This window comes from Brachybacterium sp. GCM10030267 (genome assembly GCF_042666875.1).
Lineage (GTDB): Bacteria > Actinomycetota > Actinomycetes > Actinomycetales > Dermabacteraceae > Brachybacterium.
The window spans coordinates 105,886-119,154 of sequence record NZ_JBHTCX010000010.1; the positions used below are offsets into that span (position 1 = coordinate 105,886).

General features: G+C 72.9%; 10 protein-coding genes. 1 reads left to right on the forward strand and 9 read right to left on the reverse strand.

Annotated elements, in window-relative coordinates:
- Window positions 1-3: 3 nt before the first annotated feature.
- From ACFQS2_RS08730 to ACFQS2_RS08750, 5 genes are all read right to left on the reverse strand, one after another.
- Window positions 4-2,868, reverse strand: coding sequence for a DUF4132 domain-containing protein (locus ACFQS2_RS08730; protein ID WP_377793396.1), 2,865 nt, complete (start codon window positions 2,866-2,868; stop codon window positions 4-6).
- 94 nt (window positions 2,869-2,962) lie between these two features.
- Window positions 2,963-3,544 (reverse strand): DUF4031 domain-containing protein, encoded by a 582-nt coding sequence (locus ACFQS2_RS08735; protein WP_377793397.1) that lies wholly within the window; start codon window positions 3,542-3,544, stop codon window positions 2,963-2,965.
- A complete protein-coding gene (locus tag ACFQS2_RS08740; protein ID WP_377793398.1) occupies window positions 3,541-4,770 on the reverse strand; it encodes a DUF418 domain-containing protein in 1,230 nt (409 codons plus the stop codon). The genes ACFQS2_RS08735 and ACFQS2_RS08740 overlap by 4 nt, the downstream gene beginning before the upstream one ends.
- Window positions 4,770-5,789 (reverse strand): RNase H family protein, encoded by a 1,020-nt coding sequence (locus ACFQS2_RS08745; RefSeq protein WP_377793399.1) that lies wholly within the window; start codon window positions 5,787-5,789, stop codon window positions 4,770-4,772. The genes ACFQS2_RS08740 and ACFQS2_RS08745 overlap by 1 nt, the downstream gene beginning before the upstream one ends.
- 77 nt (window positions 5,790-5,866) lie before the next feature.
- The gene (locus tag ACFQS2_RS08750) at window positions 5,867-6,901 is read right to left on the reverse strand and encodes a zinc-dependent alcohol dehydrogenase family protein (RefSeq protein ID WP_377793400.1); all 1,035 of its coding nucleotides are present in this window, start codon (window positions 6,899-6,901) and stop codon (window positions 5,867-5,869) included.
- Window positions 6,902-7,034: 133 nt separating this feature from the next.
- Between ACFQS2_RS08750 and ACFQS2_RS08755 the strand changes: the two genes are divergently transcribed.
- On the forward strand, window positions 7,035-8,045 hold the full coding sequence (locus ACFQS2_RS08755; protein ID WP_377793401.1) for an alpha/beta fold hydrolase: 1,011 nt from the start codon (window positions 7,035-7,037) through the stop codon (window positions 8,043-8,045).
- 10 nt (window positions 8,046-8,055) lie between these two features.
- Here ACFQS2_RS08755 and ACFQS2_RS08760 read toward each other — a convergent pair whose 3' ends face one another.
- The 4 genes from ACFQS2_RS08760 to ACFQS2_RS08775 all read right to left on the reverse strand — a co-directional run bounded on the left by ACFQS2_RS08760 (window position 8,056) and on the right by ACFQS2_RS08775 (window position 13,166).
- Complete coding sequence (locus ACFQS2_RS08760; RefSeq protein WP_377793402.1) at window positions 8,056-9,090, reverse strand: GNAT family N-acetyltransferase; 1,035 nt, start codon at window positions 9,088-9,090, stop codon at window positions 8,056-8,058.
- A 46-nt stretch (window positions 9,091-9,136) separates the two neighbouring features.
- Entirely contained in the window at window positions 9,137-9,892 is a 756-nt protein-coding gene (locus ACFQS2_RS08765) for a class I SAM-dependent methyltransferase (RefSeq protein WP_377793403.1), read from the reverse strand.
- A 74-nt stretch (window positions 9,893-9,966) separates the two neighbouring features.
- Window positions 9,967-12,033, reverse strand: a complete 2,067-nt coding sequence (locus ACFQS2_RS08770) for a glycoside hydrolase family 2 protein (protein WP_377793404.1) — start codon at window positions 12,031-12,033, stop codon at window positions 9,967-9,969.
- Between the two features lie 116 nt (window positions 12,034-12,149).
- A complete protein-coding gene (locus tag ACFQS2_RS08775) occupies window positions 12,150-13,166 on the reverse strand; it encodes a LacI family DNA-binding transcriptional regulator (protein ID WP_377793405.1) in 1,017 nt (338 codons plus the stop codon).
- Window positions 13,167-13,269 lie beyond the last annotated feature (103 nt).

A 13,269-nucleotide genomic window follows, 5' to 3' on the forward strand; every position in this document is an offset into this window, starting at 1 on the left:
GCGCTACCGGGCGGGCTCTGCCTCCGCGGAGACCTGGTCGAAGTGCTCCCAGGGCGTCAGACCGCTTCGGCGGAAGTGGTCCGCCCACGCGCGCCGTTCGGCCCCGTGCAGCTCGTCGGTCGCGACGATCGAGACCACGCCGCCCACCGGAACGTCCACGGGGTCCCCGTCGACGCCGGCGAGGTCCCCCTCGAGCGTGGGCCGGAAGATCACCTCTCCGTGGCGCCAGAGCACGCGGTGGGCGATCCGGGCCCGGACCGGCCCGTCCAGGAAGCGCTCACGCCACTCCGGCGGCGACCAGGCCTCCCCGCGCCCGGCAGCGTCGGCGAGTCGGGCCGTGCGGCGTCCGGACACGCCCTCGAACGCCTCCTCCCACCTCGCGTACCGGCGTCGCGCCTGCGCGGCGAGTTCCTTGTCATCGGTGGCGGCGGACTTCGGCGGTCTCGGGAGCGTCGTGCCGTCGGCATCCCGGAGCGTGACGGTGAGGTCGGGTTCCAGGACCGCCGTGAAGGTCCGCGCTCCGTAGGAGAGGGTCTGCTGCCCGGCGTCGTCGAATCCGAAGTCGGGCATCGCCAGGTCCTCCAGCACGCCGATGTCGAGCCCGCGGTGCTCGGCGGCGCGGAGGACCGCGCGGAACGCCCCGTCGGTGGTCGCCTCGACACCGACGCCGCCGTGGATGGTCAGCAGAGCGCGGATCGCGGCCACGTCGTCGTCGCCGGTGGCGGCGAGCATGTCGAACAGCGCCTGCCGCTGCGCGGCCCGACCGCCGGCGCCGGCGCTGCTGCCCCTGGTGTGGTTCTCGATGTAGTCGACGAGCCTGGGGTAGGAATGGCCGGCGCCGCAGGCGGCCACCAGGGCCAGCAGGCCGGGGCTCTTGGCGGCCCCGCTGCCGCGCTCGGCGCCGAGGTCCTCGGACAGCCAGTGCTCCAGGACGAAGCCCCCGAGCGCGGCGCGATCCGCCGGAGCGATGAGGGCGACGTGTGCGCGCAGGTGGGCGCCCGGCTGCGGGGACGTGCCCCGGTGCGCCTCGAGGACCAGGTGACGGGCGAGGCTCGCATCGATGGGCCCTCCGTCGTCGGCCCAGGTGAGGTCTGGCAGATCGTCGACAGGGAACCATGCCAGCGCGGCGGGCGGCTTCCGTGCCGCGGCCTTCTGCGCGGCGGCGATCACCGCGCTCTTGTCGAGGTTGCGGGTAGGAGGTGAGCCCAGATCGGCCAGGCACTCCACCAGGGTCCCGCGGGTCTCCTCGTCGGTCTCGGTGGCCAGAGCTCGCTGCAGCGTGGCCACGGCGTCCTGCGCAGTGCCGGTGCTCGTGGCGACCGTGACCACCCACTGTGCGGCCGCGGCCCGGCGGCCCGGGACGGGATCGTCCAGGGCCGCGGCCGCTCGCGCGGCGGCGTCCGGGAGCGCGGCGAGAAGGCGTCGTGCCGCGTCGCGGTGCGTGGGCGCGCCGTCGAGCGCCAGCGCCCGCGCGCGCTGCTCGGCGGCCTCGGGGAGGCGGTCGTGCTCGGCCAGGACGTGGAGGAAGGCGAGGACATCGCGGGACAGGCCGGCGGCGGCGGTCTCGGCGATCTCGAGCAGGGCGTCGAGATAGCGCACGGCGAGGTCGCCCCTCTCGCCTGCCGGGGCGTCATGCCCGAGGCCCTCCCGCGCGGCGTCGCCCTGATGGTCCACGATGGCGCCGGCGATCGCCCGGGCGTCGATCCCGGCATCCTCGGCGAGGGCTGCGAACTCCGTCGCGGTGGGGTGCCCGGTCCGTTCCGCGAGACGTCGCAGGGCCCGGATGCCCGTGCCGCTGACGATCTCCCCGTCGGAGAACAGCAGGCACCCGACCGCGTCCAGGACGCTCATCAGAGCCGCGGGATCCAGATCGAGCTCCCCGAGCTCCGCGACGAAGGCCCGGCGGCCGCGCGGCTTCGGCGGTTCGCCGTGCGGGTCGGGCGGGGTGCCGAGCTCGAGGCGGAAGAACGCTATCTCGAGGTCCTCATGCGGGATGCCGTGCCGATCAGCGATCGCGAGGATCTGCTCGCGGACCTGGGGATCCAGCGGCGCTGTCCAGGTGACCTCGGGCAGGCGCGGGAGATCCGTCGGCGGCGGCAGCCGATGGGCCGGGTCCAGTCGGGCCAGCAGCGCGCCCGCGGCGAAGCGCAGCGAGCTCTCGTCCGCGGCGGCCTCAGACTCGAGGTGGCCGCGGAACCGCGCGAGCGTCTCGTCGCTCAACCGGCCGAGGGCCTGCAGGGTCTCGCCGCGCCGCGGGACGGTACGCTTCCGGCCGTCGGCGGCCAGAGCCGCCTCGCGGTGCCGGGCGACAGCGTCGTCGATCCCCGGCCAGTCCAGCGCCGTCCATGCCCGGTGCCGGGATCTCGGCCCCGGCTGCAGGATCTGCTCCACCAGCGTCGAGGCGGGTCTGCCGTCGGCGGTCAGAAGCCGCTCGATCGTGACATGGTCGGGAGGGTTCCGGCTCGCCTCACGCCGGGGATGGTGGTCGCTGCGCCCGTGGAGGGAGAGCAGCCCGTCGAGCCACTCCAGCCCGTCCAGCGAGCGATCCGGGTACGGACCCCACTTGCTGTCGAGCACCGGGCGTTCGGCGCTGAGCACCTCGGCGAGTCGGAGCGCGACCTGGTCGGGCATCTGTCCGAGGTGGGCGGTGACGGCCCGGCCGGCCTCGACCCGTCCCTCAGCGTGCTCGAGGAGATGGAGGCCACCGCGACCGTGGCGCAGGGGGCTGGAGAACCGCCACTGGCCCGTCAGGAGGTAGGCCTCCACGTCGGCGCGCTGGGGGTGCTCCGCCACGAGTTCCCGGATCGCCTGGTGCCAGGCGGGGACAGAGGGTTGCTTGCCGCGGAGCCGTCCGAACCAGTTCGCCACATCGTCGATCCTAGGTGAGAGTTCATCCGGGCGCTGAGCCGGCCTGCGGAGGATGCCCTGCGCAGGCCATGGATCAGGTCTTCCTCAGTGCCTTTCAGGCGCTGGTGACGCCCCGGGGGCGCGCACCGTCGGCCAGGACCTGTCCGACGAACCCCGCGTCCCCCCGCCGGCGCGCGAGCACGTCGAGCTGCTCGAGCATCTCGTGCGCGGCGGCGTGTCCCGTCGCGTCGTGCGCCTCGATGCGCGGCGGGGCCGACGGGGCATCGCGCGTCAGACGGTAGGCTCCGGCGCCTGTGTCCTCGACCGGCGGCAACGGGTCGACATGACCGATCGGCCCCACGATGAGATCCCGCGGGACCGGCTCCAGCCCCAGCGCGGCGGCGTGCTCGGCGCTGCGTCGAGCACGGGCGGCGGGCCGGTCCACGAGGGGGATGCGCAGGGCGGAGGCCAGCAGGATCCGCGTCAGCTGCCGGTTGTCGACGAAGCTGATGCCCGCCCGTTCCAGGCGCGGCCGGGCGGCTTCGGGCCAGTCGTAGTGGTCGAGGTCGAAGGAGCGCGGGGGCAGCTCGGCCCGCGCGGCGACCGCGTGCAGCTCCTCGAGGGACGTGTCGGAGATCAGGTGGCCCCACAGTGTGCCGTGGCGGGGCCACCTGGGGGTATCGGCGAAGACGGTCATGCGCGAGCTCCTTGATGCGTGGTCGAGCCCGCCAGACGGCGCAGCACCCACTCCAGCGGGCCCCGTCGGCCCCGGCGCCGCAGAGCGACGGCGAGCACGATCATCCCCAGCCAGCCCGCCACCACGATCACCGCGGCGCCCGCGGTCCCGAGCCGGGCCCCCAGGTCCAGCGTGTACGGCGGGAACAGGGCGATGAACACCACTGACTGGGCGACGTAGGCGCTCAGGGACACGGCCCCCAGCGCTTCGATCCCGCGCACCGCGAGATGGCCCAGCTGCCGCGCCTGCCCCATGCCGATCCCCTCGGAGCGGGTGACGCGGTCGGCGACCAGTGCCGCTGCGGCCGCCGCACCGGCCGCCCCGACCACGCCCGTGCACTGGTGGAGGACGCCGAGGATCCCGAGCGGGAGCTCCGCCTCGAGCAGTCGGTGCGCCGGATCGACGACCAGCACGGTCACCAGCGGCACGGCACCGATCAGTCCGATCCCCAGGCCCCACCGGGCGATCGGGACCAGCAGGTCCCGGTTCGGCGTCACCAGCTCGAGCAGGCGGATCCGCGCTGCGATGGCCCCGATGGCCATCGGGGAGAGCAGTCCGATGTCCGACAGCACAGCGGTGATCATGTCGTAGACCGCCGCGTCGGCGCGCAGGCGCAGGCCGGTGAGATAGTCGGGCGCCGAGGCGGCGGCGTACCCGTCGGCCGAGGAGAGGCCGATGGTGCCGTCCGTCCATCCCCACACCCCGAGCGCCGGCAGCGCGAGGACGGCCGCGATCGGCAGGGCGATGCGGTGCCGGGTCACCAGCAGCACGCAGAACATGCCGACCATCGCGTAGGCGACGAGGATGTCGCCGCTGAACAGCAGCAGAGCGTGGGCCATGCCGATCGCCAGCAGCACCACGTGGCGGCGCAGCATGCGCATCAGGAAGCGCCGGGACGGTTCACCGTGCTCGCGGGAGCGGCGGTACAGGACCCCGATGCCGTAGCCGAACAGCATCGCGAACAGGGGGAAGCCGCGGTTGTCGGCGAGCAGCCCGATCAGCACGTCGGCGATCCGGTCGATCACGGTGGCATCGACCTGTTTCAGCAGCACCGTCCACTGCGAGCCGTGCAGCCAGCCGATGGTGTTGGCCAGGCCGATCCCGAGCAGGGCGAGGCCGCGGGCGAGGTCGGGCCCGCCGGCGCGGCGGGTCAGAGGGACCGAGCCGCTGCCCGCGATCAGCGTCATCAGGGTCGCTCGAGGGGCGTGCCCTGATGGTGGCGCAGCAGCCAGCGGTCCTGCTGTCGGACCCACAGCGAGCTGCGCGCGACCGCGCCCTCCGGCGACGAGGTCGTGTACTGCAGCAGCACCACGCCAGGGGCGATCTCGTCGGCGACGAATGCGTCGGCCTCCACCCTGTCCAGAGGCTCGAGCCGGGCGAGGATCGCGTCGCGGTCATAGCGCCGCCCGCTGGCGCCGATCTCGGTGAACGAGGGGTGCAGCAACTCGGCGGCCTCGTCTGTCGCGGCACGCAGGGTGTCGCTGAGCAGGGCCTGCTCGCGCGCGGTGACCTGCTCGAAGTCGGTGGCGCCGGGCGCGTCGGCGGCGAATCCGGTGGGCTCGGGCCCGGCAGACGCGGGTGCACCGGTCGCCCCGGGGGCGCCGGTTCCGGCGTTCGCGGGAGCGGCAGGAGCCGGCTCTGCGCCGTGCTCGTCGAACAGGCTGAAGAGGTCGTCGGCCGCGGCGGCCTCGGCGGTCAGCGTGGGCGCCGTCGGGGCGGCGGCCGCCGGGGAGACGGCCTCCCCGCGGTAACCGGGGCCGATGACCGGGTCCTGGCGCTTGGAGAAGGCGGTCGCGGCGGCGTTGGCACGCTGGTCCGCGGCCTCGTTCAGGGCGTGACCGGCGTGGCCCTTGACCCATTCGAACTCCACGCTGCGACCGGCCAGGGCGCGGTCGATGTCCTGGAGCAGCTCGACGTTCAGCACGGGCTTGCCGTCCTTCTTGCGCCAGCCCTTGCGCTTCCAGCCCGGCATCCACTTGGTCACCGAGTTGATGACGTACTGGCTGTCGCACAGGATCAGCAGGTGCTGGTCGGCATCCACCGCGGTCGACTCCAGCAGGTCCAGGACAGCCTTGAGCTCACCCATGTTGTTGGTGCCGTGGGGCCAGCCCCCGGCGCGCCAGGTGTTCTCGTCGATGTACCAGGCCCACCCGGCGGGGCCTGGATTCCCGAGGGCGGAGCCGTCGGCAGCAGCGGTGATCGTCATGGTCGCCATGGTTCCACAGCGCAGGGACGGGTCCGGGCGCCTGCGGCGGTGACGTGCGCCGTGCCTCGCCGGTCCGCTCAGACCATCCGGGCGACGGTCATCCCGGAGGTGACCGGCGGGGCATCCATGGCCGTCATCGCCTCGGGCAGATCCTCCATCGCCAGCACCCGGCCGACGGTCCCCTCGAGATCGAGCCGTCCCGCCGCGATGTCTGCCAGCAGGTCGCGGTACTCGCTGACCGCGAGTCCGTGGCTGCCGAGGATCGCCAGCTCCTGGCCGATGACCCGGCCCATCGGAAAGGACGGATCAGCATCGACCCCGAGCAGGAGCCCGACCTGGACATGACGGCCCCGCGGCCGCAGCGAGCTGATCGCGGACCGCGCCGTGCCGGCGGAGCCGAGCGCGTCCAGCGAGACGTGGGCCCCTCCGCCGGTGGCGTCCCGGATGCGCTCGGCGACGTCGTCCCCGGCAGGGATCGCGGTGGCACCGAGCTCGGCGGCGCGGGCGAGGGCGCCCTCGGAGACGTCGATGGCGACCACGTCGGCCCCGACGGCGCGGGCGACCATCACGCACGCCAGGCCCAGGCCGCCGCAGCCGTACACGGCGACCGTCTCCCCGGGGGCCACGGCGGCCTGGACGCGGACGGCGTGGTAGGCGGTCCCCACCCGGCATCCCAGCCCCGCGGCGAGCACCATGTCGATCTCCGCGGGCAGGGCCACCAGGTTGTGGTCGGCCTCGATCACCACCACCTGCTCGGCCCAGGAGCCGGGCAGGTCGAATCCGGGCTGACGCTGGTGCGGGCACACCTGCGGCGCCCCGGCGAGGCACTGCTCGCACCGTCCGCACGAGAGGATGAACGGTGCCGTCACCCGGTCCCCGGGAGCGAATCCGGTCACCTCGACACCGACTCGCTCGATGACTCCGGCGAACTCGTGACCCGGGATGTGCGGGAGGCCGACGGAGTCGTCGTGCCCCTGCCAGGCGTGCCAGTCGCTGCGGCACACGCCGGTCGCGTGCACGGTGACGACAGCCCCGTGCGGCGGGCACTCGGGATCGGGCACCTCGAGAAGTCGTGGCCGCTGCTGGAAGGCGTCGTAGCGCACTGCTCTCATGGGGACATTCTCCCGCGCTCGCCGGGCCCGCCCTCGCCGTCCGCAGGTTCGGATCGTTTCCGCTGTCATGAGACGTGGATCACCTCTAGGCTGGTCGCATGCCTCCAGTGCCCTCGGGACGACGGTTCCGCGCATGAAGCGCCTCGACCGATTCCTCGTGCGCGCGGTGGCCTCGCTGGTCGTCCTGGCACTGCTGGTCCTCGCGGTGCGGGCGGTCAACGGGTGGCGGTTCGACGACGGGGACGCTCCGGATCCGACGGACCTCGCCACCTATGACCTCGAGCACGACGGGCTCGACATCGAGCACGTCACCGGCGACTACCTGGCCGGATTCCATCTGCTCCCGACCGACGGTCCCGCGGCTGCGGGCGTCGTGGTGACCTTCGGCGGCTCGGACGGCGGCCCGGCGTACGCGCAGGCGGTGCGGATCGCCCAGCAGGGCTATGAGGTGTACTCGCTGTTCTTCTTCGGCCAGGAGAACCAGCAGCCCGCACTGGATCGCGTGCCGCTCGAGTTCTTCGAGGAGGCCACGGATCGCATCGAGCAGACTGCCCGCTCCGCCGGGCCGCTGACCGTGAGCGGCACCTCGAAGGGGGCCGAGCTCGCCCTGCTGCTCGCCGAGCACTACGAACAGATCGACAACGTGGTCCTGTTCGCTCCCACCATGCACGTGAATCAGAGCCTCGTGGTCGGGCGCGAGTCCCATTCCTCGTGGACGCTGGCCGGCGAGGAGGTCCCCTTCCTCTCGTTCCGCTCCGCGAGCGCCGGTGACCTGGTCCACCAGCTGTCCGCCGCCGCGTTCAACTACCCGGTGACCTATCGCTCCACCTACGAGAGCATCATCGAGAACTCCCCTGCGGCGGACGAGGACGCCGCGCGCCTCGACCCTTCAGCCGTCGACGGGGGTCTGCTGGTGTTCGCCGGCGGGGACGACCGCATGTGGCCTGCGGACACCGCCGCGCACGAGATCGGTGAGCTGGTGCCCGAGGCGGAGGTGCACGTCTACCCCGACGCCGGTCACGTGTTCTCCGCCGGCGAGGTCGTGGGCGGGCTGCGCAACGGCGGCACCGTGGAGGCGAATGAGCAGGCCGAGCAGGACAGCGAGGAACGGCTGGCCGAGCGCCTCACCGAGTGGCACCGCTGAGCAGCACGGCTCAGCGCAGCGGCTTCTCGTACGTGCTGTCGACGTGGCGGCGGGTGAATCCGAGCGCCTCGTACAGACGGGTCGCGCCCGTCAGGCTCTCCGTGTCGACCTCGAGCTCGGCGGTGGTGCAGCCGGCGCGGGATGCGGCGTCGAGGCTGCGGGCGATGACGGCGCGCGCGATGCCCCGGCCACGGGCCTCCGGTCGGGTGCCGACCAGGGCGATGTGCAGGACTCCGGCGCGGTCCTCCGTGGCGAGGGCATAGCCGAGCACGGTCCCCTCGGCATCGACCGCGATGGTGGACAGCGCCGGCCGGGCGGCGTGCGAGGTGCACAGCGCCCGCCACCGCTCCGGGGTGACCGGGGCCGAGCCCCAGTGATCGGCGAAGGCCGCCACGTGGGCGAGGCGGGTGAGCTCGAGATGGTCCTCCGCCGGCGCGAGCAGCTCCAGGCCGGGGAGCTGACGGGACTCGATGTCGGCGGCGGGCAGGCCGCGCCCCATCGAGAACCAGCTGCGCGCACGGTGGTACCCGCGGCGGTCCAGCACGGGCCGGACATCGGCGCCACCCGCGACCGCGGCGCCGGCACCGTCACCGCCACCGTCACCGTCACCGTCACCGGCCGACGGTTCGGGGTCGCGGCCTCCGGAGACGCGGACGATCGCGTCGGCTCCCGAATGCCGGTCGGCGGCCACCTGGGCCGCACGCTCCTCGCCGCGCTCGAGCAGTGCCGTGCCGAGCCCACGGCGCCGGTATTCGGGGTCGACACCACCGCTGAGCTCGCATCGGGCCCGGCCGTCGCGATCGAGACCGGAGGCGACATCGAGCAGTCCGAAGGCGACCAGTCGCTCCCCGTCGCGCACGGCGAAGCTGTCAGCGCCGAGGTCGTGCCCGGGCATGGAGAGCCAGTCGCGGATGGTCGGCTCCTCCGCCGGCTCCTGACGCTGCTCGGCCGCGTCGATCCGGTTCAGCAATGCGGTCACAGCGGGGGCGTCCTCGAGGGTGAGCGGCGTCCAGGACAGAGCGGCGAGAGTATCGAGGGAGGTCACCGGCGCAGTCTACGAGTGCTGGGCGCGCGAGCGGTCCCGCAGGGCGTCATCGCGCCGGCAGCCGGTACACCGAGACGTGCGAACGGGAGCCACCGGTGAACTCGGAGCGGTCCCAGCCGGCCCACCGGGATTCGAGAGAGAAGCCCGCCAGCTGCGCCATCAGATCCAGCTCGCTGGGCCAGATGTAGCGCTGCGGGGTGCGGTCGATACTGGCCTCGCGGGAGCCGTCGACCGCAGGATCGAAGCGGACGTGGTGGGAGACGAGCTGCTGGGTCAGGGGGTCGATGGTGTCGACCAGCAGGTACCCGGCCTCGGAGACCTCGAGGGTGCCGTCCTTGCCCGGCGCCAGTGAGCGCAGATCCGGCACGCCGAGCTCGATCACGAAGCAGCCGCCGGGCGCGAGGTGCCGGGCGGCGTTGCGGAAGCACTGGACCTGCTGCTCCTGGGTGAGCAGATTCGAGATCGTGTTGAACACGAGATAGGCGAGAGAGAAGCCCTCCCCCGCGCTCGCTGTCGTCATGTCGCCGGCGACGACGGGGATCGTCTGCTCGTCGGCCTTCTCGCGCAGCCGCGCGATCATCGCCTCCGAGAGCTCGAGCCCGACGACCTCGACGCCCGACTCGCGCAGCGGGATCGCGACCCGCCCGGTGCCGACAGCGAACTCGACGGCGCGCCCGCCTGCGGCGAGGTCCCTCAGCATCTCGACCGTCGGCCCGAGCACGTCCGGGGCGAACATGCCCTCGCCGGGGGTGTCGTACCCGGCGGCGGCATGCTCGTCCCACAGACGTGATTGATCGACCATGGACTCATCGTGCGCCGGTGCGAGGCCTCCTGTCGCGGGAATTTCCCCTCAGCGGCCCTCGCGCCGGCACGCGCTCATCGCTGCCGGGAGCCCGGGGCCCACCACCTCCGGCCGGGCTTCTCGCGGCGGGATCGCGCCCCGTCCGGAGCCGCGGCCGACGTGTCCGGCTCGTCCTGCGTCGGCCCGTTCTCCGTGGCCTCGTACGCTGCGACCTCCTCCTGGATGGCGCGGAGCCGGGCCAGGTCGAGCTTGCGACCGCGGGCGAAGTCGACGATGCCGTTCTTCTCCTGGAACACGTCGGTCATCTGCGTGTAGCAGTAGGCGAACATCAGCGGATCCTCGAGCAGCACGCGGGTCAGTCCCTCGAAGCGCTCGTAGAGCTCCTCCTCGCTGCGGATGCGCTCGCCGTAGCCCCAGGACTGGGCCGCATTGTTCCCGGCCTTCTCGGCCTCGGCCGCCTCTCGGGCCTCCTGCTCGTTCCACCAGATGCCGCCGTACTCGGAGACGAAGTAGGGCTGGCCGGCGTACGGCAGCGAGAAGGCCCCGTCGGCGAAGGGCATCTCGTCGGGGCCGAGATCGTGCCGGTTGACGTGAGGCCTGCCGTCGGCCAGGCCGGCCTGTTCGACGCGGAACCGTTCCGGGTCCTGCTCGTAGGAGTGGGAGTCGTAGATGTCGGCGCCGCGCACGCGGTGGGAATAGCCCGAGGCGTCCAGCACCGGCCGCGTGGGGTCGGCGAGCTTGGTCGCGTCGTACATCGCCTGGGTGACGTCGTCGAGCTGGGTGAAGCGGTCGTGCAGGACCTGGTGGGTCTCGTTCAACGGGCACCAGCCGATGATCGAGGGATGGTTCAGGTCGCGCTGGACGGCCTCGATCCACTGCCCGACGAAATTGGCAGGCGGCTGCTGATTGTCGCCGAGCGGGCCGTAGCCGGAGACACCCCAGTCGCCGAACTCGCCCCAGGTGAGGTAGCCGTGCAGATCGGACCAGAACAGCATCCGCTGCTCGAAGACCTTCTGGTGCAGGCGCGCTCCGTTGAAGCCGGCCTCGAGGGAGAGGCGGATGTCCGTGGTCAGCGCCTCGTCCGCCGGCGCCGTCATGAAGGATTCCTCCCAGTACCCCTGGTCCAGGATCAGGCGCTGGAAGACCTTCGTGCCGTTGATGCGGAACTCATGGTCGCGCAGCGAGGTCGAGCGAAGGCCCGCGTAGGAGCGGACCTCGTCCAGTGCGCCGCCGTCCGCATCCAGCAGTCGCACGGTGAGGGCGTAGAGCTCCGGAGCGCCGGGGCCCCAGATCCGCACAGCGTCCTCGGGGATCGTCAGCTCCAGGTGCGGGGCGAGATCGAGGTCGGCGCGCACCTCCGCCCGGGCGACCTCCTCGCCGCCGGGCACCGAGGCGACGACCTCGAGGCGCGTGCCGGGCGTGGTGCGCGACAGCGGCACGTCGATCGCGAAGCAGCGACCTGCGAGCGAGGGCAGGATCCGCAGCGAACGGATCTCGTCGGCCGGGACGCCCTCGAGCCACACCGTCTGCCAGATGCCGGTGGTGCGGTGGTAATTGGCGTGGGTGGGACGGAACTTGCTGTCCTGCTTGCCGCGCGCCTGGGGGCCCGTGTGCGGGTCGCGGGCGCGCACCACGATCTCGACCTCCGCGCCGGGTTCGGCACCCGGGACGCCGGAGAGGTCGGCGGCGAAGTGGGTGAAGCCGCCGCGGTGGCGGGCCACCTCGACGCCGTTCGCCCACACGGTGGCGTCGTGGTCGACGGCCTCGAAGCGCACGATCGGGCGCAGACCCTGCCAATCGGCGGGAATGGTGACGGTACGGCGGTACCAGACGGCCTCGAGGAAATCTCGGTTGCCGACGCCGGAGGCCTCGGTCTCCGGCGCGAAGGGCACGGTGATCGTGCCGGCGAGCTCGCGCTCGACGAGGCCGCGTTCGCGCCCGGTGTCGCCCTGGTCGATCTCGAACTGCCAGGTGCCGTTGAGGTTCAGCCAGGCGGGGCGTTGCAGCTGAGGCCGGGGGTGCTCGGGCTTCGGGACGTCGGTGGCGGCGGACAGCGGTGCATCGAGCTGCGCGGCGAGTTGATCGGCGCGGGAGAACAGGGAGCTGAGGTGCTCCGGCAGGTCGGGGTTCTGGGCGTTCACGGACAGCTCCTGGGATCGGCGGGGCTCGGCGCTGAGTCACCGGCGCTCTCGAGGCACCGGCACGGATCGTTCAGGTCCCAGTCAAGCGCACCCGCGACGCGCTTGCAACGTGGGAATCAGTGATGGCCCGGCGGCCGCGTCGAATCGCGCTCGATCAGGCGGTGCGGGATCACGGTCTCGGCTCCGTCCTCGTGCGCCGTGCCCGCCAGGGCTGCGTCCAACGCGGCCGCGATCAGGGCATCGAGGTCCGGGGCCACCGTGGTCAGCGACGGCCGCGACCACGCGGCCTCGGGCACGTCGTCCCAGCCCACGACCGCCACCTCTGCCGGCACTGCCACGCCGCGATCGGCCAGGGCGCTCAGGGCGCCGAGGGCCAGCAGGTCGTTGCCGGCCACGACCGCATCGACGTCGATCGTCTCGGCCAGGACCTCCTGCACCGCGCGGTACCCGGCCTCGCGGGTCCATGAGCTGACAGCGCGGACGAGCTCGGGGTCCCGGGGCAGGCCGGCACTGTCCCTGGCGGCCCGGAACCCCGCGAGCCGGTCCGCGCCGGTGGAGCGCTCGGCGCCTTCGGCACCGAGGAACAGCAGTCGCCGGTGTCCGCCGCGGGCGAGGCGCCGCACCACCTCGGCCGCGGAGGCGGCGTTGTCGATCGCCACGTGCACCACGTTCGGGGCGGCCGGCAAGGACTCCCCCAGCAGCACCACAGGAGGCCCGGACTCACGCCCGGCCAGGTCCGCCGGATCCAGGGCGGAGGGCGAGATGATGACGGCGTCGACGGGGCGGGCGGTGCGGCCGTGCACGTGGGCGCGCTCCGTCTCGGCGCTGTGCAGGGAGACCTCGACGCTGACGGTGTAGCCGCGCTCGCGGGCGGCGGCCTGGGCCCGCTCCGCCAGGCGGGCGAAGTAGGGGTTCTGCAGCTCGGGGACGACCAGCGCGATCGACCGGGTGGGGCCTCCGCGCAGCTCCCGGCCCACGTGGTTGGGCACGTAGCCGAGCTCGTCGATCGCCTCCAGGACCTTCGCGCGGGTCTCGGTCCGGACCACGGGGCGGTCGTTGACGACGTTGGAGACCGTCTTCCACGACACCCCGGCGCGCTGGGCGACGTCCTTGATGCTCACCCTGCGCGCCATTCGCGGACTCCTCCGTCTCCCCGTCGTGAACTGTTCTGGCGACAATACCGGCGTGTTCGCAGCCGATGCCGGAACAGGTGTATGTCACATCCGGTGCGGTGAT

What these genes read in the sequence shown, in the direction of transcription:
- ACFQS2_RS08755 (WP_377793401.1), top strand. Translation starts at nt 7,035, where the DNA reads ATGAAGCGCCTCGACCGATTCCTCGTGCGCGCGGTGGCCTCGCTGGTC.
- ACFQS2_RS08745 (WP_377793399.1), bottom strand. Translation starts at nt 5,789, where the DNA reads ATGACGATCACCGCTGCTGCCGACGGCTCCGCCCTCGGGAATCCAGGC.
- ACFQS2_RS08740 (WP_377793398.1), bottom strand. Translation starts at nt 4,770, where the DNA reads ATGACGCTGATCGCGGGCAGCGGCTCGGTCCCTCTGACCCGCCGCGCC.
- ACFQS2_RS08735 (WP_377793397.1), bottom strand. Translation starts at nt 3,544, where the DNA reads ATGACCGTCTTCGCCGATACCCCCAGGTGGCCCCGCCACGGCACACTG.
- ACFQS2_RS08765 (WP_377793403.1), bottom strand. Translation starts at nt 9,892, where the DNA reads ATGGTCGATCAATCACGTCTGTGGGACGAGCATGCCGCCGCCGGGTAC.
- ACFQS2_RS08775 (WP_377793405.1), bottom strand. Translation starts at nt 13,166, where the DNA reads ATGGCGCGCAGGGTGAGCATCAAGGACGTCGCCCAGCGCGCCGGGGTG.
- ACFQS2_RS08750 (WP_377793400.1), bottom strand. Translation starts at nt 6,901, where the DNA reads ATGAGAGCAGTGCGCTACGACGCCTTCCAGCAGCGGCCACGACTTCTC.